Origin of the sequence: Pseudoalteromonas sp. AOP7-A1-14 (assembly GCF_052376275.1) — a bacterium.
Classification (GTDB): domain Bacteria; phylum Pseudomonadota; class Gammaproteobacteria; order Enterobacterales; family Alteromonadaceae; genus Pseudoalteromonas.
This window is the reverse complement of sequence record NZ_JBQSVO010000059.1, coordinates 1-21,893: the sequence shown is the minus strand read 5'-3', so window position 1 is coordinate 21,893 and position 21,893 is coordinate 1. Positions and strand designations below refer to the sequence as shown.

Annotated in this window: 19 protein-coding genes; 16 read left to right on the top strand and 3 right to left on the bottom strand. The window is 37.6% G+C overall.

Annotated elements, in window-relative coordinates; genetic code table 11:
• Positions 1-221 precede the first annotated feature (221 nt).
• From ACT3RM_RS10510 to asd, 3 genes are all read left to right on the top strand, one after another.
• Positions 222-2,963, top strand: a complete 2,742-nt coding sequence (locus ACT3RM_RS10510) for a hypothetical protein (protein ID WP_441836084.1) — start codon at positions 222-224, stop codon at positions 2,961-2,963.
• Positions 2,964-3,043: 80 nt separating this feature from the next.
• Positions 3,044-5,683, top strand: a complete 2,640-nt coding sequence (locus ACT3RM_RS10505; protein ID WP_441836085.1) for a TonB-dependent receptor domain-containing protein — start codon at positions 3,044-3,046, stop codon at positions 5,681-5,683.
• A 208-nt stretch (positions 5,684-5,891) separates the two neighbouring features.
• Complete coding sequence (gene asd, locus ACT3RM_RS10500; RefSeq protein WP_441836086.1) at positions 5,892-7,031, top strand: aspartate-semialdehyde dehydrogenase; 1,140 nt, start codon at positions 5,892-5,894, stop codon at positions 7,029-7,031.
• Positions 7,032-7,437: 406 nt separating this feature from the next.
• Here the strand turns inward: asd and ACT3RM_RS10495 are convergent, their stop codons facing one another.
• On the bottom strand, positions 7,438-8,250 hold the full coding sequence (locus tag ACT3RM_RS10495) for an ion transporter (RefSeq protein ID WP_441836092.1): 813 nt from the start codon (positions 8,248-8,250) through the stop codon (positions 7,438-7,440).
• A 100-nt stretch (positions 8,251-8,350) separates the two neighbouring features.
• On the opposite strand from ACT3RM_RS10495, the gene ACT3RM_RS10490 reads away from it, so the two are divergent.
• From ACT3RM_RS10490 to ACT3RM_RS10440, 11 genes are all read left to right on the top strand, one after another.
• Positions 8,351-8,572, top strand: a complete 222-nt coding sequence (locus tag ACT3RM_RS10490) for a hypothetical protein (protein ID WP_441836087.1) — start codon at positions 8,351-8,353, stop codon at positions 8,570-8,572.
• The gene (locus tag ACT3RM_RS10485; protein ID WP_441836088.1) at positions 8,565-8,846 is read left to right on the top strand and encodes a hypothetical protein; all 282 of its coding nucleotides are present in this window, start codon (positions 8,565-8,567) and stop codon (positions 8,844-8,846) included. Before ACT3RM_RS10490 ends, ACT3RM_RS10485 begins: the two co-directional genes overlap by 8 nt.
• 109 nt (positions 8,847-8,955) lie before the next feature.
• Positions 8,956-9,150: a YwbE family protein gene (locus ACT3RM_RS10480; RefSeq protein WP_441836089.1), complete on the top strand. Its 195-nt coding sequence runs from the start codon at positions 8,956-8,958 to the stop codon at positions 9,148-9,150.
• Positions 9,147-9,665, top strand: coding sequence for a DUF4240 domain-containing protein (locus ACT3RM_RS10475; protein WP_441836090.1), 519 nt, complete (start codon positions 9,147-9,149; stop codon positions 9,663-9,665). Before ACT3RM_RS10480 ends, ACT3RM_RS10475 begins: the two co-directional genes overlap by 4 nt.
• Before the next feature lie 73 nt (positions 9,666-9,738).
• Entirely contained in the window at positions 9,739-10,197 is a 459-nt protein-coding gene (locus tag ACT3RM_RS10470; RefSeq protein ID WP_441836091.1) for a hypothetical protein, read from the top strand.
• 353 nt (positions 10,198-10,550) lie between these two features.
• A complete protein-coding gene (locus tag ACT3RM_RS10465; protein ID WP_441836397.1) occupies positions 10,551-11,546 on the top strand; it encodes an LLM class flavin-dependent oxidoreductase in 996 nt (331 codons plus the stop codon).
• 207 nt (positions 11,547-11,753) lie between these two features.
• A complete protein-coding gene (locus tag ACT3RM_RS10460; protein WP_441836396.1) occupies positions 11,754-12,716 on the top strand; it encodes a patatin-like phospholipase family protein in 963 nt (320 codons plus the stop codon).
• Positions 12,717-12,836: 120 nt separating this feature from the next.
• On the top strand, positions 12,837-13,877 hold the full coding sequence (locus ACT3RM_RS10455; protein ID WP_441836395.1) for a patatin-like phospholipase family protein: 1,041 nt from the start codon (positions 12,837-12,839) through the stop codon (positions 13,875-13,877).
• A gap of 94 nt (positions 13,878-13,971) precedes the next feature.
• Entirely contained in the window at positions 13,972-14,241 is a 270-nt protein-coding gene (locus tag ACT3RM_RS10450) for a hypothetical protein (RefSeq protein WP_441836394.1), read from the top strand.
• A 26-nt stretch (positions 14,242-14,267) separates the two neighbouring features.
• Entirely contained in the window at positions 14,268-14,639 is a 372-nt protein-coding gene (locus tag ACT3RM_RS10445; protein ID WP_441836393.1) for a hypothetical protein, read from the top strand.
• A 51-nt stretch (positions 14,640-14,690) separates the two neighbouring features.
• Positions 14,691-15,374, top strand: coding sequence for a GGDEF domain-containing protein (locus ACT3RM_RS10440; RefSeq protein ID WP_441836392.1), 684 nt, complete (start codon positions 14,691-14,693; stop codon positions 15,372-15,374).
• A 167-nt stretch (positions 15,375-15,541) separates the two neighbouring features.
• Here the strand turns inward: ACT3RM_RS10440 and ACT3RM_RS10435 are convergent, their stop codons facing one another.
• Positions 15,542-16,108 (bottom strand): YSC84-related protein, encoded by a 567-nt coding sequence (locus ACT3RM_RS10435; protein WP_441993263.1) that lies wholly within the window; start codon positions 16,106-16,108, stop codon positions 15,542-15,544.
• A 138-nt stretch (positions 16,109-16,246) separates the two neighbouring features.
• On the opposite strand from ACT3RM_RS10435, the gene ACT3RM_RS10430 reads away from it, so the two are divergent.
• Together ACT3RM_RS10430 and ACT3RM_RS10425 are read left to right on the top strand one after the other, a co-directional pair.
• Positions 16,247-17,458: a tyrosine-type recombinase/integrase gene (locus ACT3RM_RS10430; RefSeq protein WP_441993262.1), complete on the top strand. Its 1,212-nt coding sequence runs from the start codon at positions 16,247-16,249 to the stop codon at positions 17,456-17,458.
• Positions 17,459-18,658: a cation:proton antiporter gene (locus tag ACT3RM_RS10425; protein WP_441836601.1), complete on the top strand. Its 1,200-nt coding sequence runs from the start codon at positions 17,459-17,461 to the stop codon at positions 18,656-18,658.
• 85 nt (positions 18,659-18,743) lie between these two features.
• On the opposite strand, the gene ydiJ is transcribed toward ACT3RM_RS10425, so the two are convergent.
• Positions 18,744-21,782, bottom strand: coding sequence for a D-2-hydroxyglutarate dehydrogenase YdiJ (ydiJ, locus tag ACT3RM_RS10420; protein WP_441993261.1), 3,039 nt, complete (start codon positions 21,780-21,782; stop codon positions 18,744-18,746).
• Between the last annotated feature and the right edge of the window lie 111 nt (positions 21,783-21,893).

Below are 21,893 nucleotides of genomic sequence, written 5' to 3'. Positions count from 1 at the left end.
ATATTTAAAACAAGTTAAGTCATTGTAATTTAGTGTTTTTTATTGTCATTTTTAGTTTATGAAAATGTAATCTTTCTGTCATGTAGCTTCCGTATTGTGGACGCAATCGAACTCAAGTGACATTAAACAATTTGAATAGTTCATTAATTAGTTTTTTAAAGTGACTTGAGTTTATGTATTACCAAAATAATTAAATATCTAAAACCTTAATGGAGCGAACAATGAAAATTTCTGACTTATTCAAGGTCAGCCTTGTGGCAACTGCAATAACTTTAGCTGGCTGTGGCGGCGGTGATATTAATATTAATGTTGATGAGACAGTAGAAAATCCTACCGATCCTACAGACCCAACTACACCCCCCGTTACTGAAGACCTTCCAGGTGAATATAGTCAAAGTTTATCAACGGAAATTTCAGCAGCACTAGGACGTGATGTAACTGTTCAGGTGTTATCTGGCGAAATATCAGAAGATACTACTTTATCAACCGATGCTTTTTGGGCGTTAGATGGTGCTGTTTTTGTCGGTGGCGATAAAGAAAATAGTGCAACATTAGCTGTTGAGCCAGGTGCGGTTATTTTTGGTGCAAGTGGATCTGATTACATGGTTGTAAGCCGAGATTCAAAAATTGAAGCTTCAGGTACTGAAACTGACCCAATTATTTTGACTTCTAAGCAAGATGTGCTTGGTGAAGATACTGGTGCAGGTCAGTGGGGGGGGTTGGTACTTTTAGGTAATGGTATTTCAAATAAATGCCCGGCAGAAGGTGATTGTTCACTTCAGGTTGAAGGCGTTGAAGAAGGTTTTTATGGTGGTATTGATAATGAAGATAATTCAGGTACTTTAAAATATGTAGTTGTTAAAAATGCGGGTTTTGAAGTTGCACCAGATAACGAATTAAACGGTATTACATTTGGTGCAGTTGGTTCTGGCACAACGGTTGAATACGTACAAGTACACAATAATTCAGACGATGGTGTGGAATTTTTTGGTGGAGCGGTAAACGCTAAACACCTAGTATTAACAAGCATTGATGACGACAGCGTTGACTGGGATCATGGCTACCAAGGTAAAATGCAATATGTATATATTGAGCAAGATGCCGATTCAACAGATGCTAACCGCGGTATCGAAGCTGATAACGATGGTTCAAACCCAAGTGCAGAACCAAAATCATTACCTATCATTTCTAACTTAACAACTATCGGTAATAACTTTGAGGGTGAAGATTCAGCTGAAGGTATTTACTTACGTGAAGGCACAGGCTTACACCTATATAACTCAATCATCACAGGTACAAGTGAGATGGGTGAGTGTTTAGAGATTGAAGGTGCTGACGATGGTGCTAGCGTAACTGTTGCCAATGCAAACGACGGTACTATCTTAATGCAAAACACATACATGTCTTGTACTAATGGTGAAAACTTTAAAGATCCAGTTGATAGTTCTGGTAACTCATTACTTGACCTTATGACTTGGTTTTCAGACCAACAAAACAACGTAATTGATGACAAGCCAATGTTAGGTGCCAACGGTCAACCAGTTGCTGGTTCTCCACTATTAGGTGCAGGCCAAGATGTTGCAAATACGGTTAATGCTTTTTTTGATACGGTTGACTTTGTTGGTGCACTTAATGACACCGATGATTGGCGTGAAGGCTGGGCATTTGGTTTTGGTGGCGGCGAAGTATCGGCACCTGTTGAAGTGGCTGGTTGCCCTACTGGAACATCTTCAATCGCGCCTGCTGATGGTAGCACAACAACATGTGAAATCTCTGGTGTAGTATCGAGTGACCTTACTTTAACCGCGAGCAACTTGTATGCACTAAGCGGTGCGGTATTTGTAGGAGGTGATAACGAAAGCTCTGCAACATTAAGTGTTGAACCAGGCGTTACTGTATATGGACGCACAGGTAATGATTATCTTGTAATTAGCCGTGGGTCTAAGATTGACGCTGACGGTACTGCTCAAGATCCAATTTCATTCACATCAAGCCAAGATGTTGCTGGTCAAGTCGCATCCGCGGGTCAGTGGGGTGGTTTAATTCTTCTTGGTAATGCACCATCAAACAAATGCCCTGCAGAAGGCGATTGCTCGCTTCAAGTTGAAGGTGCAGAAGATGGCGCTGTTTATGGTGGTACAGACACAGAAGAAAATTCAGGTACATTACGCTATGTACGTGTAATGAACGGTGGTTTTGAAATCGCACCTGACAACGAATTAAACGGTATTACGTTTGGTGGTGTTGGTTCTGGTACGACGGTTGAATATGTTCAAGTTCACCAAAATGCAGATGATGGTGTTGAATTCTTTGGTGGTAATGTTGAAGCTAAATACCTAGTGCTAACTGGAATTCAAGATGACAGTGTTGACTGGGATCACGGTTTCCAAGGTAAATTACAGCATGTACTCATCAAACAAGCCGCAGATAACTCAGATGCTAACCGTGGTATCGAAGCCGATAACGATGGTTCTAATCCGGCTGCAATGCCTAAATCGAATCCAATGATTGCGAATATGACTATCATCGGTAATACATTCGTAGGCGAAGATTCAAGCGAAGGTATGTACTTCCGTGAAGGTACTGGCGCGCAAATCTATAACGCAGTTATCACTGGCCCTGATGGCATGGGGGAATGTTTAGAGCTTGAAGGGGGTGAAGGAGCAAGTGAAACGGTTAATAATGCACAAGACGGTACATTGTTAATTCAATCTTCAGTTATTTACTGCTCTGAAAACTTCAAAGACCCAAGCGGCGTTACATTTGATGTTGCGAACTGGTGGGAAGCGACATTGGGTAACATCGTAGCGACGGGTGAAGTTGTTAATGGTATTTACACAATTGATACAACGGTACCTACTGATGTAAGTGCAGAAAATAGTTTCTTTGATGTTACATCGCACATTGGTGCGGTTTCACAAGATAGCGATTGGACTTCTGGTTGGACTGTAGGCCTGGAATAACACAGTAAGCTAGGCGCTAAGTGATGATCACTTAGCGCCTTTTTATAACTTTCTGTAACGTATTTCAGATAGAGGTAAACATGAAAAAATATTCAAAACAGTTTAGCTTAACTACCTTAAGTGCTGCTATATTATTTAGCTTAACGGCGAATGCACAAGAAGAAGCACAAGCTCAAGAGGATGCCGTTCTTGAAGAAGTTGTCGTAAGCGCAAGCCGATTAAAAGGAACTGCAACAGCGGTACTTGAAGAGCGTAAGCAGCAAGCGTTTGTTGCTGATATTATGGGGGCTGAGCAAATTTCACGTAGTGGTGACAGTGATGCAGCATCGGCACTTCGTCGTGTGACAGGCTTAACCCTTGTAGATGGTAAATTTATTTATGTACGTGGTTTAGGTGAGCGTTACTCAAGCACTCAATTAAACAGTGCTGCAGTTCCAAGTCCTGATCCAACGCGTTCAGTATTACCGCTTGATTTGTTTCCATCAAGTATTATTGAAAGCTTGTCAGTGCAAAAGTCATACTCCCCATCTATGCCTGCTTCATTTGGTGGTGGTAATGTTGATATTCGCTTAAAAACTATTCCTTCTGAATTTGTATTTGATGTATCAGGACAAATTGGAACTAATACCAATAATTTCGATGATGGTATCAAGTACAATGGCGGTTCTGATGACTGGTATGGTTCAGATGATGGTACACGTGCAATGCCACAGTCGATCATGGATGTATATAATTCAGGTCAATCACTTGATGATTTAAGTGCAGAGCAAAGCCGTGAATTAGCACTGGATTTGAACCGTGACTATGATCCGGAAGCAACTCGGGTGGGTCCAAATACAAAATTTACTGCAACTTTAGGTAATAGCTACGAGAGCGGTAAATGGCGCTACGGTTTCTTATCTGCATTGAGCTATGATAGCAAATACCTAGTAACTGAAGAGTATCAAGGTGAAGACTTTAGTATTACAGATACTTCAATGAATGTAGTACGTGGTTATGATGAAATTTTAAGTACACAACATAACGTAAAAACGTCGGCAATGATAAATTTTGGTGTTGAGTACGATAACGCACACAAAATTGATTTTACGAGTATGATTTTACGAGATACTGAAGATAAAATTAGTGATCGCCTAGGTTTTGATCAAAACAATAACCAATCTGACGACAAACGCGTTCGTTCTTACGATGTACGTTACGAAGAACGAGAATTAATAGTTAATCAAATTAAAGGTATGCATACTTTTGACTGGTTAAATTATGCGGGTTTTGATTGGAAATATTCAAACGGGCGTTCTAATCGTTACGCACCTGGAAATATCGAAACTCGTTTTATTGTTACCGATTCAGACCTAAATGGTATTTATGATGTACCAAATGAAAGTGTATTAACCAATGCCACGACTGCAGCACGCTACACATTTCAAAACCTTGATGATGAAGTTGAAAACTACGGATTTAATTTTACGTTACCTATCATGCTTGAAGGTATCGATATTGAATTAAAATCAGGAGCTGATTTTATTTCAAAGGATCGTTCAGCCTCTAACCGTCGTTTTGATATCAACACCCGAGCATTTAATGATGTTGATTTTGCTGGTGATCAACTCAATGAAGTCTTGTCTGATGACGTTGTTACTAGCGCAGGTTTAAATAGTACACCTATTTTAAACGATACAACAGTTGATGGTGATGATTATCGCTCAGCTCAGAAAGTCGATGCATATTATTTTGAAGCAGATTTATTTTTTGCTAATAAATGGCGTGTAACTGGTGGCTTACGTTGGGAAGACTTCAAGCAAGTGTCAGTACCTCTTGATCCATTCACCGGTGGGCTGGCAAGTTCGGTTGGTTATGATTCATTAGATGAACTGGCTTTTCAAGAAGATGATATATATGGTGCACTTGCATTAACCTATGTTCAAAACGATCAAACACAATGGCGTTTAAGTTATGGTGAAACCGTAGTTCGACCTGATTTACGTGAAATTTCAGACTCAACTTATATTGATCCATTAACAGAATATCCTGTTGGGGGGACACCTGGGCTACGTACAACGCAAATCAAAAACTATGACTTCCGTTGGGAAAACTACTACGATACAGGTGAAAACTTCTCAATTGGTTTATTCTACAAAGACATGACGGACCCAATTGAATCAGTGCAATCACCAGCGCAAGATGGCCCGCCATTGATTCGTATCGCAAATGCTGAAGATGGTTATGTTGCAGGTATTGAATTTGAATACTTGAAAGATTTCGCTTTTTTAGGTGGCTTTTGGCAAGATATATTTATGACGGGTAATGTGACATTAAGTGATTCGGAAATAAACCTTGATCGACAATCCGTTGTTGAACAAACAGGTGTATCAACCGCTGTTACTAATACTTCACGGCGAATGACTGGTCACTCAGAGTATGTTGTTAATATGCAAGTCGGTTATGATGCGCCAAGCGGCCAACATTCTACAACGCTTATTTATAACGTATTTGGTGAGCGCATAATTATACCTGGTATCGAAGGACAAAAAGATTGGATGGAACAACCTTTCCACTCACTCGATTTTAACTATACTTATTATCCAGATTTTAATTCTAGTATTAAATTAAAAGTACTTAACTTGCTAGGACAAGAATCTAAAATAGAATCAGGTGATGTTCTCACGCGTTCAAGCGAGAAGGGCACTGAAGTTTCTGTTGAGTATAAATATCAGTTTTAATGTAATTACACGCTTCAAGACGATTAAAATAAACTCAAATTATTGCCCTACCATTGTGTAGGGTTTTTTTTGCTTATAAAAGAATATGAAATAATTTTAAGTTAGCTTTTATTGTCTAGTTTTGCTGCGCCTTGGATGCTAAGTTAGCATGACTAAAAATTAAATCTCACGCAATGAATTTTAATTTTTAATGAATTAGGTATTTTTTATGACTCAAATAGTGGAACAAACAATGAAAAAAGTAGGATTAGTCGGATGGCGGGGCATGGTTGGCTCAGTATTATTAGAACGTATGCAACAAGAAAATGATTTTGCACATATCGACACCACTTTTTTTACCACCTCTCAAACCGGCCAACTTGGTCCTGATTTAGCTGGCCCTGCAAAACCATTACTCGATGCAATGGATTTTGAATCTCTTGCACAAATGGATATTATTATCACTTGCCAAGGCGGCGATTATACTAATGCAGTTTATCCGCAGCTACGTGAAGCAGGTTGGCAGGGGTATTGGATTGATGCCGCATCAGCACTGCGCATGGCTGATGACAGTATTATTGTACTTGATCCGGTTAATAAAGACGTTATCGAACAAGGTCTAGCACAAGGGGTTAAAACCTATGTGGGTGGTAACTGCACTGTTTCATTGATGTTACTTGCACTTGGTGGTTTATTTGAACAGGACTTGATTGAATGGGTAAGCCCAACGACATATCAAGCAGCTTCGGGTTCTGGTGCGCGTAATATGAAAGAGTTAATTACTCAAATGGGCGCTATTCATAGCAGTGTTGCAGATAAACTGGCCGACCCACAAGCGGCTATTTTAGAAATAGATAAGCTAGTGACTGAAAAAATTGCCTCAAGCGATTTACCACAAGATCAATTCGGTGTGCCGATTGCAGGTAGCCTTATTCCTTGGATTGACATACCAATGCCAAATGGTCAATCTAAAGAAGAGTGGAAAGCACAAGTTGAAGCAAACAAAATTTTAGGCTCATCTAAGCAACCAGTTCCGATTGATGGCTTATGCGTGCGCATTGGCGCAATGCGTTGTCACTCACAAGCGATGACCATCAAGTTACGTAAAGATATTAGCGTTGCAAAGGTTGAAGAAATTTTAGCTTCGCATAATGAGTGGGTGAAAGTCATTCCTAATGAACGTGATATTACATCGACAGATTTAAGCCCTGTAAAAGTGACCGGTACATTAAGTATTCCTGTTGGCCGTATTCGCAAATTGGCAATGGGCCCTGAATACATTAGCGCCTTTACAGTTGGCGACCAACTACTTTGGGGCGCTGCTGAGCCATTACGTCGTATGCTACGTATTATTGTTGACGATAAATAATATTACGGGTTTAATTAATTTTCTTTAGGGCTGATAAATTATCAGCCCTTTTTTATGCTTGAATGTTAAGAACGCGCCTTGCATAGCGCTAATTTTAATCTAAAACTTTCATATTCCGGTATCTCGAATGTTCAATGAAGGATATGCGATTAAGTTAGTCATTAATTTTCTTGATTATAAAGCGCTTTGTTGCATCGATCTATCTGATAATCATATTGCTGTTGCTTGTGGCTTGCTCTGTATTGATTAAATGTAATATTGCTTATTTTAATTGCTATTTGTTAATAGGAAGACTTAAGTATCTGACATTTAAACCAGTTGTAACTTGTCTTCGTTGCTATAAAGTTACTATTAGGGCAATGTTTAGACCTTTTAGGTAAGGCGATGTGACTCGCCTTACCTTGATTTATTTTTCTTTTTTTTCTTCTAGTAATGTTTTTAAATCATTGAGTTGGCTTTTTAATTCGTTGACTTGTCCTTGTGTAGCAGGACGGGAGTCACTGTTCGTTTTTTCTTCACGAGCACTGCGATGTTCTTCTGACATCACCTCGAGTATTGCACCAACCATCATATTTAAAAATACAAAGGCGGTTAAGAAGATAAATGTAATGTAGTAGATCCAGCTAAGCTTATAGACAGCCATGGTTTCATACATTACATCTGTCCAATCCTCAAAAGTTGCTACCCTAAATAGCGTGAGCATTGAAATTGATACATCCCCCCATAGGAATGGATTTATTTCAGCAAACAACATACTGCCCATAGCCGCGTAAATGTAAAAGATAACAAACATTAATAGCGCAATATAACCCATTTGAGGAATAGCTTTAATTAATGAGTTTACCAGTAAGCGTAATTCTGGGATCATAGATACTAATCGTAATACACGGAAAATTCGCAGCAAACGGGCTATAAGAATAGTTGAGCCGGCTGCAGGGTATAAGCTGCCAACAACAATAATAAAGTCAAAGATATTCCAGCCTTTGCTAAAAAAATCTTTAATACCTTTGCTGGCAATATAACGAATAATCAGTTCAATTAAGAAAAATACCGTAATGCCTATATCCATCCAGTGTAAGGCAAGCCCAGCGGTTGGATGAAGAGCGTATGTATGTGCACCCACTGTCAGCGCAGAAATAACAATGACGGCAATAACAAATGATTGAAATATTTTACTTTTATCGATACGCTGGAATAGTTCGTGTAACTGCGACAACATCATAATCAACCCTTTGGATTTATTAATACAAAACGGGTGCAATATACAGTAAAAACAAGCCGGATGAATGGTTTTTCGGTTAAAAAAGTGAGGATTGTTAATGTTTTTTAATAGGCTAAAACTTGGCTTTATTTTATGTAGTGGGTTGGTACTAAGTGCTTGTAGCTCTGACGCACGTTATTATGAAATTCAATCTGATCGCTTAGGTGAATGTAATAATATGGCAGATAAAGAATACCATGAGTGTATAAAGCGCCAAGAAGGCAGTTATGATGAGTTTAAAAAGCAACAAACGGAGCAGCAGGTCAGTAAAAATGACTAAAACGGAAAAAAACCTAGATAAAGCTATTCGCCGTGTATTAACTCTTGCCTGTGAAAAAACGAAAGATGACGTGCCGGGTTTTGTTTGGCTAACTCATCATGTTGATTTACAAAAACCTAATAAGACGCTTAAGGTTAGCTGCTATTTTGCTAATGAGTCAACGCTCAATGATGCTAAGCAAAATAATCAACTAATAAATATTGAGCAAATCATTAATACAGAGTTAGGGTCAATCAACTTGTCCTTTCAAGCTATTGCATTTTTAGTCGAGTAATTTTTTAATAATTACATCATCTATAAATAATAACCTCAACAATCTGCTTTAGGTTGGTATAACTGATACATACGGCTATAATCGAAAAAAATAGTAAAAGAGATACATTATGGCTGTTCCTACTCGTTCACAAATTTCCTCCGGTACAGAAGTAAACATCGTTTTAAAACAAGACCAACGCAGCGGCACATTAACAAATGGTATTGTTGAACGACTTTTAACAAAATCACCTAACCACCCACATGGTATAAAAGTGCGCTTAGAAGACGGCCAAGTAGGGCGTGTAAAAGAGATCTTGTCGTGAGTGTACTAACAGCAAATGATTTTTGGCAACTAGTTACGGTTGATGATAAAACTGCTGAGCCAGAGTCAGTTAGCACACGTTTAAAAAATTTATTAAAAGAGCTAAGTGATGACGAACTAATTGAGTTTGATAAACAGTTTAGTATCTGTATGCGCCAAAGCTACACGTGGGATTTATTTGGTGCGGCATTTGTTATGGCTGGCTGTAACGACGACTATGGTTTCTCTGAGTTTCGCTGCTGGTTAATTTCGCGCGGCGAAGCCGCTTTTACAGCCGCGCTTGAAAATCCTGATTCATTAGCTAATTGTATACCTGTTTATCATTTAAACGAACAACCTTACCCATACTTAGACGAGTACGATTTAATTGCTGGTTTGCTGTATGAAGAACGTAATGAAGATGAACTTCCGTTTGTACCCTCAGGCCTTGAAGAACCCAAAGGTAAACGTTTTAAAGATAAACCTAAGTTCTTGAAGCAAAGCTACCCGAACCTTTTTGCCAAGTATTGGCAGTAAAAAGGGCTTATAGCCATCAACGGTACTGGTTATGCTATGCTGGTATCATAATTAAATAAAAGTTAGGTATTTAATGCGTTATTTGTCTATGTTACTGGTAACTTTGCTATTTACGAGTACTTTTGTTGCAGCAAAATCGCCCTTGCCCAGTAATAAAAGTCAGTTTATTCCACTGCTAAGTAGTAAAGTAGGTAGTTATGGGCTGCAATCAGGTAATAGTGACACCTGCGCTTCTGGGCAGCTTACTTGGCTTGATAAAAGCAACCCTAATCTTGGCTTTAAGCTTGGTGATGAAATCGTGTTCAGTGGCTTACATAATGGTACGCAAACTAACAAAGTAAGTAATTTTTGTTTAGTAACTACTAAGTTTAAGTTCACTACTGAGAGTATAACTATGTCGCTACGTCAAACTCGCTGTGATAACCAAAGCGATAATCTAGACACTAGTAAAACCCTACGCTTTTTATCAGCAAGCACTCTAGAATATAGCGTCGAAAACACTAATATTCACTGCGAGTTTAGCCTTGAGTAATAGGCTTGTTACCCCTGATTTTGTGTATTGCTACCATTAGGGGTAAACAGATAAAACCTGATGACAAATATTCATAATCAGGGCCTAAAAGTGTTACGTACAGAGTGACTATTTGCCAATAGATGATTTAATCGTTCAACACGATTAATGGTTATTTGCAAAAGTTAGTACAAAGTACAAATTTCCATGTAATTATTAATGTACCTGATCAGTTATTGTTTGTTCAGCATATTACAAGCGCGATATTAATTCTTTGATGTACTCAATGTGGAAAAACAACAAAGTACATAATTTGCATTTGAAAAATAGAGTTTTGCGCCCACTATATAGTTTTGGGAAATAAGGTGGTTAGCATGGGATCATTAAATAATGTACCTTTTTCATTACTAGAACTCACTCCAATGAAAGAGCATCAAAGCGTTTCATATACCTTAGAAAACAGTGTCGCTTATGCACAAAAGGCTGACGAACTAGGTTTTAATCGTTTTTGGATGGCTGAGCATCATAATATGCCAGGTATTGTATGTGCTGCAACATCAGTATTAATAGGACATATTGCAGAACAAACGCAAAAAATACGTGTTGGTGCGGGTGGTGTAATGTTGCCTAACCACACACCGCTTATTGTTGCTGAACAATTTGGTACACTTGAAAGCTTATATCCAGGACGAATAGATTTAGGCTTAGGTCGTGCGCCCGGCAGTGACCATATTACTAGTCGCGCGCTAAGGCGCGATGAACGCCGAGCAGAAAACTTCGCTGAAGAAGTCACTGAATTACAAAATTTACTAGGGCCTTATGATGGTAGCTACTCTGTGCGCGCGATTCCAGGTGAGAACACTAATGTCCCCATTTGGTTATTAGGCTCAAGCTTATATAGTGCGCAACTGGCTGCTAAAAAAGGCCTGCCTTATGCGTTTGCAGGGCACTTTGCTCCGCGTTTTGTATACGATGCAATTGCGTTATATCGCCGGGAATTTAAACCATCAGCAGTATTAGAAAAACCATACGTAATGCTAGGTTTACCGGTTGTAGCTGCTGACACTGATGAGCATGCTCAGTATTTATCGACGACCTCTAAACAACGTATCCTTGCGTTACTCCGTGGCAGCGCTTTGTGGTTAAAGTCCCCGGTTAAAACTATGGATGGCTTGTGGACTGAACAAGAAAAAGCCCAGGTCGAAAATTTTCTAGGGTTATCCGTAGTTGGAGGCCCAGCAACTATTAAACATAAACTTGCAATGATAGTGAAAGAATTGGGTGTTGATGAGTTTATTTTTACCAACGATCTTTATAAAAATGAGGATCGCCTCCGTGCTTTAGAAATTTTAACAGCGTTAAAAAGTTAACACTTACGATTAAGCCTTTGTACACACATCGCTTGTTATTATGTACAACATAATAAAAAGTGATGTTTATTGATTTTGAATTTCAAGTTCACTAACGTTCATTTTTTTGAATCGAACTAACTTAATTAATCAATTTTAAAACGTTAATTTTCTTTTTTATACTATGGTCATTAACTTAAGTAGTATTAAACAAGAGGTAGGTACACTGTGGGATCGCTAAACATTTCAACAGCAAGTATAGATAATCAAACTGCACCGTCAAAGGTTGCACTGGTTGCTGAAGGTGGTGGGCAGCGAGGTATATTTACAGCCGGCGTACTAGATGCATGGTTGGATCAAGAGTATGATCCGTTTGATTTATTCATTGGTACATCTGCAGGCTCTCAAAATTTAACAAGTTATTTAGCAAGACAGAAAGGTTATGCAAAGCGTTTGATTAGAGGCTTGTCTCGTAATAAGCGTTTTTTTCAGTTAGGCCGTGGTTTAGTCGGTAAACACATAGTTGACTTAGACTGGTACTTTGACAAAACAACAGAAGTAAAACGCGCTTTAGATTTTAAAACAGCAAAAAGCAGTTTAGGAAATCGAGAGCTATTAATTACTGCCACCAACTCAAGAGACAGACAACCTTATTTTTTAACCCCCACAGGTGAAAGGCAGCAATGGCTTGAGCTATTAAAGGCATCAAGTGCATTACCATTTTTGTATAAACAAGGCGTAAAGTTAACGCCTTTATTGAATGAAGGTACCACAAATGAAGTGCAGCCCGTCACAGTACCAAAAAATAAAACAGAAGAAGACTTTTATGTAGATGGAGGGCTGGCAGCGCCTTTGCCTATACGCGAAGCTTATAATAGAGGCGCGCGTAAAATTGTGGTTATTAGAACGGTTGATGCTGATTATCAAGCGCAATCAGTATGGGGACAGAAGCTAAGATCTTTCGCCTGTGCATCCGGTTATTGTCCGAAAACACTTGATTACTTATTACAGCATGAGCAAGCTTATTTAGAAGAGCTTGAGTTTATTGCAAACCCGCCTGAAAATGTGGAAATAAAGCAAATATTTGCAAGCGAAAAGCTACACAGTAAGTTGCTTGGTAGCTCAAATAATGACTTACGGTTTGATCACAAGTTAGGCTTACAAGCAGGGCGTTCTTATTTATCATCCTAAAGTTTAGATGGGTAACTTCAATACAGTAACGTAAAAGCACTTGGTATCAATTGCATACTATTATTTATAAAACGAAAATAAATATGTAATTTAAACAATCAAAACCGATTAAGTATTTTAATGATTGAAATATATGCAGGTAAAACTGCAGCAAAAAGAATAAACGAACATGGCTTAAAGCCTGAGTTATTTACTTCCTTTTTAGGAGCTTCAGGGGGGCCTAAGTGGTTTACTTTATTTGGTTTAGACAAATATATATTTGGTGAATTCTTTAAAAATAGAGCTGCGCAATTAAACTTAATTGGTTCAAGTGCGGGAGCATTTCGAGCGGCCTGCTTTTCACAAAATGATCCTGTTGCAGCCATAGAGCGTTTAGCAAAATCATACAGTGAAACCCAATATTCAAGTAATAAGCCAACCCCAGAAGAAATCACTCTAAAAGCGCGCATCTTACTTGAAGATGTTTTTGGTAATAATGGCGTTTATGAAATTATTAATAATCCGGTGTTTAAATCTCATTTTATTGTAGCTAAATCAAATGGTTTGGTTGCAAGTGAACGTAAAGCGTTACAGTTATTAGGCTTAACAAAAAGCTATTTAGGTAACCGAATAAACCGCCGTTTTTTAACTAAGCAATATGAGCGCTTTATATATCAAGCACCCAATAGCAATTTTAAACTTGAAGATAGTTACAAATTTAAAACTACACAGCTTGATTTAACAACTGGTAACTTGAAAGATGCATTATTAGCATCGGGTTCAATACCACTTGTCATGCAAGGTATAAAAAACATAATCGGATCACCACGAGGAATGTACCGCGATGGGGGGATTGTTGATTACCACTTTGATTTTAAAATTAAGAACCCAGGCCTTATTTTATATCCGCATTTTAATAGTGAACCTAAGGCAGGGTGGTTTGATAAAAATCTTAAACGAAAAGTTGCACCACATAATTACGATAATGTGGTTATGATCACCCCATCAAAACAGTTTATAGCTGGGTTACCTTATGGAAAAATCCCAGATAGAACCGACTTTACAGACCTTGATGTCGACACTCGCATTAAGTACTGGCGCAAAGTATTTAACGAAACCGAAAAATTAGCTGATGTCTTTGACCATAGAATAAGACATGATATAAATTTAATTGTACTTTAGGGTCTCAGTAGTAGAACCTTCAGATATAATTGATTATTTTTCTGTATCCACTAAGATAGAAATCATTAATTATAAATAAAGATAAAGCAGCGTTATGGCTTTTAGTACCTTAGATCCTCTTGATAATAAAAAGCAAAATATATCTTATGAAAAACGAACACGATATGTAGAAATCTTAGCTAAGGCGCTGGCACTGGGTTGTATTTTATTATCTTTGTTATCTATTTCGGGATATGTATTTTCAGCACCTCAACTGTATCGCCCAATAGCTGGCGGCTCTGCAACACACCCGTTAACTGGACTAATAATTATATTTATTGGTTTTAGTGTATTTTTAGAGCATAAAAAAACTTCACAATATTAAATCCTATATTAGCTATAACCGCCTTATTGACTTCGCTCATTGTGCTGAGTGATATCACGTTAAATAGTAATCTTGCGATATATATAACACCTTTTGCTGAAACAATAAATTCAGAACTTGAAGCGGGTATGTCAAACTCAATGGGGGAAAATACAGCGGTTATGATGATATGTTTATCGTCTGCTTTATTGTTCGGTAACTTAAATAAAGTAATGATAGCTCAATTTTTTGCATTTATAGGACTTGCAGTACCTATGCTTTCTATTATTGGCTATGCCTATGGAATTGATAAGTTTTTTGGACAAATGTCCATTTTGACAACCACATATGGAATATTTTTAGGTATTAGCGTGTTATTCATTCATGCAAAATACGGTGCTGTTCATGCTTTGCTTTAACCTTATATTGGCGGTAGAATAGCACGTTTTCAAGTAGTAATCGGTTATTTTGTGCCAATTACTATCGGCTATTTATTCGTTCAATCACTGGTTTCAGTAAAGTTAGAAGACTTATTTGGATTGTATGTCGTTTTTATATCGTGGTTTATAATTATTTTGATCATATCAAGTGTAATTATCCAAGAAAAAATTGACGAAAAACGAAGAACGGCTGAGTTAGCCTTATTCAAGGCAGCTACGCACGATAGCTTAACAGGTTTAATAAATCGGCGTCACTTTATCGACCTAGCACAAAGCGAGCTTGCGCGAAGTGACAGAAAAAATACGGAAACTTACTTACTAATGCTTGATATTGATCATTTTAAATCGGTTAATGATCAAGCGGGTCATAGTATTGGTGATAAAGTATTAATAGCCATAGCGACAACATTAAAAGTTAATGTTAGAAAAACGGATTCAGTTTGTAGATTAGGTGGTGAAGAGTTTTCTGCAATATTACCTAATACAGGTCAACAAGGTGCACAGTTAGTAGCTGAAAAGATCAGAGCTGCTGTTGAGCTCACCAAAACTCCTGGGTACACAGACATTTACGGTCAAGTAACTACATCAATTGGTTTTGCTAAAGTTCAACCGGGTGAAAGCATCGATGCGGTTCTTTCTCATGCTGATAAAGGGTTATATTTAGCTAAAGAATCAGGCCGAAACAAAGTAGTTCAATATACAGTAGAAAAGTAACTTAAGTTATAAGACATCATAATTTCCGTATAGTGAGTTTAGCTAAATGGATTTATGTTAAAGTTACTACAGTTACAATAACCCATAAATTACGTTATGTTAAATTGGGCAAGTTAATTAAAAGTGGGCGTAATTACGTTAACTACAGCCCACTGTTAAAAGTTTTTTTAACGATTTAGCTCAGAATCTATCCAAAATTTCGTGCCTTTTAATACTGCTTGCAGAGCAAGGCCATTTTCGGTTAAGGAATAAACAGTAACTTGATCGGCAATTGCTTCGGCCACCAGTGCACCACCGGTATCTTCATACTTAGCTGCGGCATCGGCGTTTGCACCAAATGCCCAGCCATGTTCAACAAAGCGGTTAAGTGCGGATTGATTATGAAAGACCATAACGACGTTAAAGTCTTTTACACCTAAACCTACGCCTAAACCGGCTTCGCCCATATTCATATAGGTTGATTTACCAGTAAGGTTGTTTTTAACTACTCCGTAACCTCCACCAAAACTGGCTAAAACAACATTTACATTAGCATTATCAAATACTGCATAACCTGCGGAACTGGCAATTTGTTGTTTAACATCAGGTTTTTGCTGATACAATTGAGTTAATGTATTAGCACGCATACTTTGTACTAAATTACGTTTTTCATTAGGCGGAGCGCTTCCAGTTGTGGCGCAGCCTGATAAAATAAACGTAAGAGTAACTAAACTTAAAACTAAAAATTTCTTCATGTTGCTTTCCTTAGAACGACAGTAAAGTAGTAAGCTAACTGGAGATTACTTAAATAAACCACTTTAAGTCCAATACTAGACAGTATCGGACTTTAAAGGTAGGCTGTAACTATCTTATTTTAGTAGACTTTAAATAGTATGCTTATTGCTCTAGTCGATACAATCAAACAATTGCGGTATCAAATTGCTCATCTAGAAGATGATACTTTACAATCAGAGTACCCTGAACTTGCGACCTTTATACAGCAAGTTGGCTTGACTGTGGCTGAATCAAAGACCGAATTGGCTTTTTTATATCGTTTTTTATATGTTTATGGCAGAAAATCTGAAGCTACATTTAATCGCTTTCGTAATGAATTAGAACGCTTTTATTTATGGTCATGGCTTATTGCTGGAAAATCAGTGCTTAGTTTAAAACGTGAAGACATTGAAGCTTATATTGATTTTATGGTCGAACCGGATAAAAATTGGGCATCGACTTCAGTGCAATGGCGGTATAAAGATGAACAAGGGATACGTCGGCTTAATAAAAACTGGCGGCCTTTTATGCTGAAAGAGTCAATTGCTAGTCAACAAACATTATCTGCTATGTTTACTGCACTGAATGTATTTTATAAATTCGCGATATTAGAAGAAAAAACCTTTGCTAACTTTGTGCCTGTCGTGAAAAAAAATAGTCCATATTTAGTCGTACAATCTCAAATAAAAATACCAGATACACTAAGTGATATTCAATGGGAATATGTATTTGGTGTAACACGAGATAAATGTGAACAACAGCCTGATTTAGAGCGAAACTTATTTACCCTCGCCTGTCTTAAAGGGCTGTATCTGAGAATATCTGAATTATCAGAACGTACTCAATGGTCTCCGGTTATGTCGCATTTTTGGCAAGATAATGATGGCTTTTGGTTTTTACGTATTATGGGAAAAGGTAATAAATTACGAGATGTCACCTTAAGTGAAGATTTTTTAACTTATTTAAAACGTTATAGATTGTATCGTGGTTTACCAGCCCTGCCCCGTGTTGATGAACCGCATCCCTTAGTACATAAAGTTCGTGGACAAGGGGGTATGACCGTCAGACAAATTCGTCGACTTGTGAAACAAAGCTTTGATTTAGCAAAAAAGTCTTTATTAGACGATGGTTTTAGCGATGATGCTGAGCAGTTAGAAGCTGCAACTGCACATTGGCTTCGCCATACTGGTGCAACTCATGATGCACAAAGTCGCCCACTAAAACATTTATCGGAAGATCTGGGCCATGCAAAAATTGCCACCACCGATCAAATTTATATTCAAACAAATATTAAAGAGCGGGCGAAGTCAGGTATAAAAAGGAAATTATAAATGGACTATTTCATTCTTATTATAGTCGGGAGTGCTTTTTTAATTTACTCATTATCGATTCGTCAGCTTGAGCGAGTTGAAGTAACAGGGCCAATGTTCTTTGTAACTGCTGGCATTGCAGTATCTTATTTTTTACCCAGTGAAATAAAACCAATTAATAAAAGTATGGGTCATATCTTACCTTTGATAGAGTTAACACTGAGTATATTTTTATTTACTGATGCAGCAAAATCAAAGTTAAGTGTTTTAAAGCATAGTTTTCAATATCCAAGCTTATTATTATTTGTTGCCCTCCCCTTAACGTTGTTATGTGGTTTTTTTAGTGCACTTTTTTTCTTCTCAAGTCTTAGCTTATTTCAGGCTGCACTATTGGCTATTATATTAACGCCGACAGATGCTGCGTTAAGTAAAGGTTTACTTGAGAGCAGCTCCGTGCCTGAAAAAATTCGTGAAGGAATTAATACCGAAAGTGGTTTGAACGATGGTTTATGTGTGCCTATATTTTTAGTATTTTTATTACTGGCAAATAATCCAAAAAGTTCGATAACGACTCTTAGTACTTTGAGTGTATTTTTACGTGAGTTAGGCGTTGCGAGTTTTGTTGCTGTACTCTCTATTGCGGTTTTTATTCCACTTTTAAAAGTTGCGTTGGCACGACATTATTTCGCAAGAAATAGTAGTCCATTTTTATTAGTAGGTTTAATAATGGTAATATTTTCTGTAACACAATTCTTTCATGGTAGTGGATTTATTGCAGTATTTGTTGGTGGACTACTTTTTGATTATTATGCACCAAAAAAAATCCGCCATAGTTTAATTGAAGATTCAGAACACATAGCTGAATTTGTAGCATTACTAATTTGGTGTTTATTCGGTTTTGTATGTGGCTACTTAGTTTTAGATAACATGGATATTAGTGTTGCTGTTTATGCCTTACTAAGCGTTACTTTATTCAGAATTATTCCAGTGATGCTTTCGCTGCAATTTACAGCGCTCGATTTAAAATCGCGTTTTACTTTTGCTTGGTTTGGCCCGCGAGGGCTTGCATCAATTGTATTTACATTAATGGTTATCGATTCTAATATTGAAAATAAATATCAAATAGCTACCATTGCGATGACTACTATTTTATTTAGTGTTTTTATTCATGGAATAAGTACTAAACCAATAGCAGACAGCTATATAAAAAGTAAAAATTAATTTTAATTTATTGAGTCGTAAAAAATGGCGTAGAAACTTTGGTTAGTTAATGCGCCATTTTAATATAAATTAATTCCCGCTAGTATTACAGTTTTTCCGCAAGTAACTCAATAGGATGTTTAGGCTTAAACTTTTCATAGCGTTTAACTTGGCTTCGACATGAAAATCCCGTAGCTAAAAGTTGTTCAGGCTTATTTTGATTAACGACACCTTGCCAACTCATTTCATAAAGTGCACGAGAGTTTTTCTGGTTTTGAGCTTCATGACCATAAGTGCCTGCCATTCCACAACATCCTGTTGAAGTAATATTAAGTGTTAATCCTACATCAGTAAAAATAGTTTTCCATACATTTGCAGCATTTGGTAATGCAGTAGTTTCTGTGCAGTGGCTTAGCAATGTATAGTTCTCTTCACTTTGACATGTTAGTTGTTCAAATGATTGAGTTTGTAACCATTCATGTGCAAGTTGCACATTAAAATCACCACGGGCTTCACCTAATATAGAGTTGTATTCATCTCGATAACACATGACTAGCGATGCATCTAACCCAACTAATGGTGAGTTAATTTCACTGAGTGAATTTAAAAAATCCGCGGCATTTTTTGCTGTGCTTTTAAATTCATTTAGAAATCCTTTTACATGCTGGGGCTTACCATTTGGCTTAAAAGGTAACAACATTGGTTTTTTACCAAGTGCAGTAATGAGTTTTATAAAACTAACAACCAATTCGGCTTCATAAAAACTAGTAAAAGGGTCTTGTACTATCAGTACATAATCATTTTGTTCTTCTTCTGAAAGTGAAGTTAGCAAATTAAAATCAAATCGTTGGGTTTTGTTTATCTGCTTAGTGAGCGATGGCGAACTTAAAATAGGTGTATCTACATAGCCAACTGTTTTTTCTATTAGCTTACTAACCACTTTCGTTTTAACGATAGGGTTAATAACCGCAGAAAACTTTGCCATTATTGGGGCACTTGCCTCAAGATTGCCGACTAAGTAATCTTTGAGTGGTCGTGCGTAGTAACTATGGTAATAATTTAAAAACCGTGAACGAAAAGTTGGAACATCTACCTTAATTGGGCATGCGGTAGTGCATGCCTTGCAGGCCAAACATTCATCCATCGACTCTTTAACTTCGTGTGAAAAATCGTAAATCCCGTCTTTTTTATCACGACTATGCTGATACCGTTCCCACCAAGTAATTACTTCACCATTATTTAATTCTTTTTCAACCTCGAGTAGATTAACATCTTTTGATTCTTGTAGACGTAACCACTCACGCATAAGAGTTGCGCGGCCTTTTGGGGAGTAACGACGATCGCCGGTGACTTTATAGGATGGGCACATCGGTGCGTTTTCATCGTAATTGAAGCAGATTCCATTTCCGTTACAGGTCATTGCGTTGTTAAAACTTGTTTTAACATCAATAGAAATTTGTTTATCAAACCACGAACGTTTTTGATCATCAACGCTAACTAGTGAGTCATCACTTTCAATTGGAGTGCATATTTTACCGGGGTTAACTCGGTTATTTGGGTCAAAGGTGGCTTTTATACGGCGCAGCTGATTAAATAAATATTCGCCAAAAAACTCAGGACCATATTCGCTTCGGTAACCTTTACCATGTTCGCCCCACATCAGGCCGCCATATTTAGCTGTGAGTTTTACAACTTGATCCGAAATTACGCGTAACAGCTTTTCTTGTTCTGGATCACACATATCAAGAGCTGGGCGAACATGTAAAACTCCAGCATCAACATGACCAAACATACCATATTGTAATTTATAGCTATCCAATAATGCTCTGAACTCGACAATGTAATCAGCAAGATTTTCAGGTGGTACCGCTGTGTCTTCGGCAAAGGCTAGCGGTTTTTGTAAACCTTTAATATTACCCAGTAAACCAACAGACTTTTTACGCATACCGTAAATTTTTAATATGTCCGCTTTATCACTGGTAAGTTGGTAACCTATTACACCATTTTTTTGATTTTTAACGCAGTCATCAAGTGAATCACAAAGCGCACTTACTTTGTCTTTTATATCATTAGCTGATACGGCATTGAACTCAACCATATTGAGCCCTTGCATATCTTTATTTTCAACATCAGTTATTAAGTCCGATACTGAATGCCAAACTATATCTTGGCGTGCAAGATTTAATACTTTACTGTCAACGGTTTCAACTGATGTTGCACGGGCTGCGACTAAAAATGGTGAATGACGTAAAGCCGAATCAAAGCTATCGTACTTAATATTAATTAACGTTTTAAACTCAGCAATGGGGGTAATGTTAAGCTTTGCCTCAGTAACGATACCTAATGAACCTTCAGAACCTGTTATCAGACGGCTCATATCAAAAGTTTGTAAGTCATCACTTAGCACATGCTCTAGATCATAGCCGGTTAAAAAGCGGTTTAAGCGTGGAAACTTAGCTAATATTTTATCGCGATCATTGAGCGCTATATCAAGTACAGTGTTATAAAGTTGACCGATTTTGGTGTCTTGCTCGGCTATTAATTTTGCTTTTTCAATCGCGATTGCACTGGTCGACATTTGCGTGCCATCAACCAGATAAGTGGTTAAGCCTAGAACGTGATCGCTGGTTTTACCATAAACTAAAGAGCCTTGTCCTGATGCATCAGTATTTACCATCCCGCCAATAGTAGCACGATTACTAGTTGATAAGTCAGGTGAAAAGAAGTAGCCAAAAGGTTTTAAAAAATCATTTAATTGATCTTTAATTACTCCTGCCTGTACACGTACCCAACCTTCAGCTTCATTAATTTCAAGAATTTCACGCATATATCGTGATAAATCAACAACAATTCCTGGAGTTAATGATTGCCCATTAGTGCCAGTACCTCCACCACGAGGACCAAATGTAAGTGATAAAAAAGGGTCTTGACCTGCAGTTTCAAGCGCTATTTGAATATCTTTTTCAGAGCGCGGGAAAATAACACCTTGTGGCATTTGCTGATAAATACTGTTATCGGTAGAGACCGTTAAGCGGGTTGCGTAACTTGCATCTGTATCGCCTGTAAACCCTTGATTTTTTATAGTTTTAAGGTACTGTGCGACAAGCTGTGTTGCAGCATCTTGTTGACTTATAGTTGCTATCATGACGGTGATAAATTAAGACATTTGGTAGATTATATCATGCAACAGGGTAATATAAATTGAAGATTTTATAGTTTGTAACACTCTTTTGATTGAAACTAAGTGCTAAAGCAT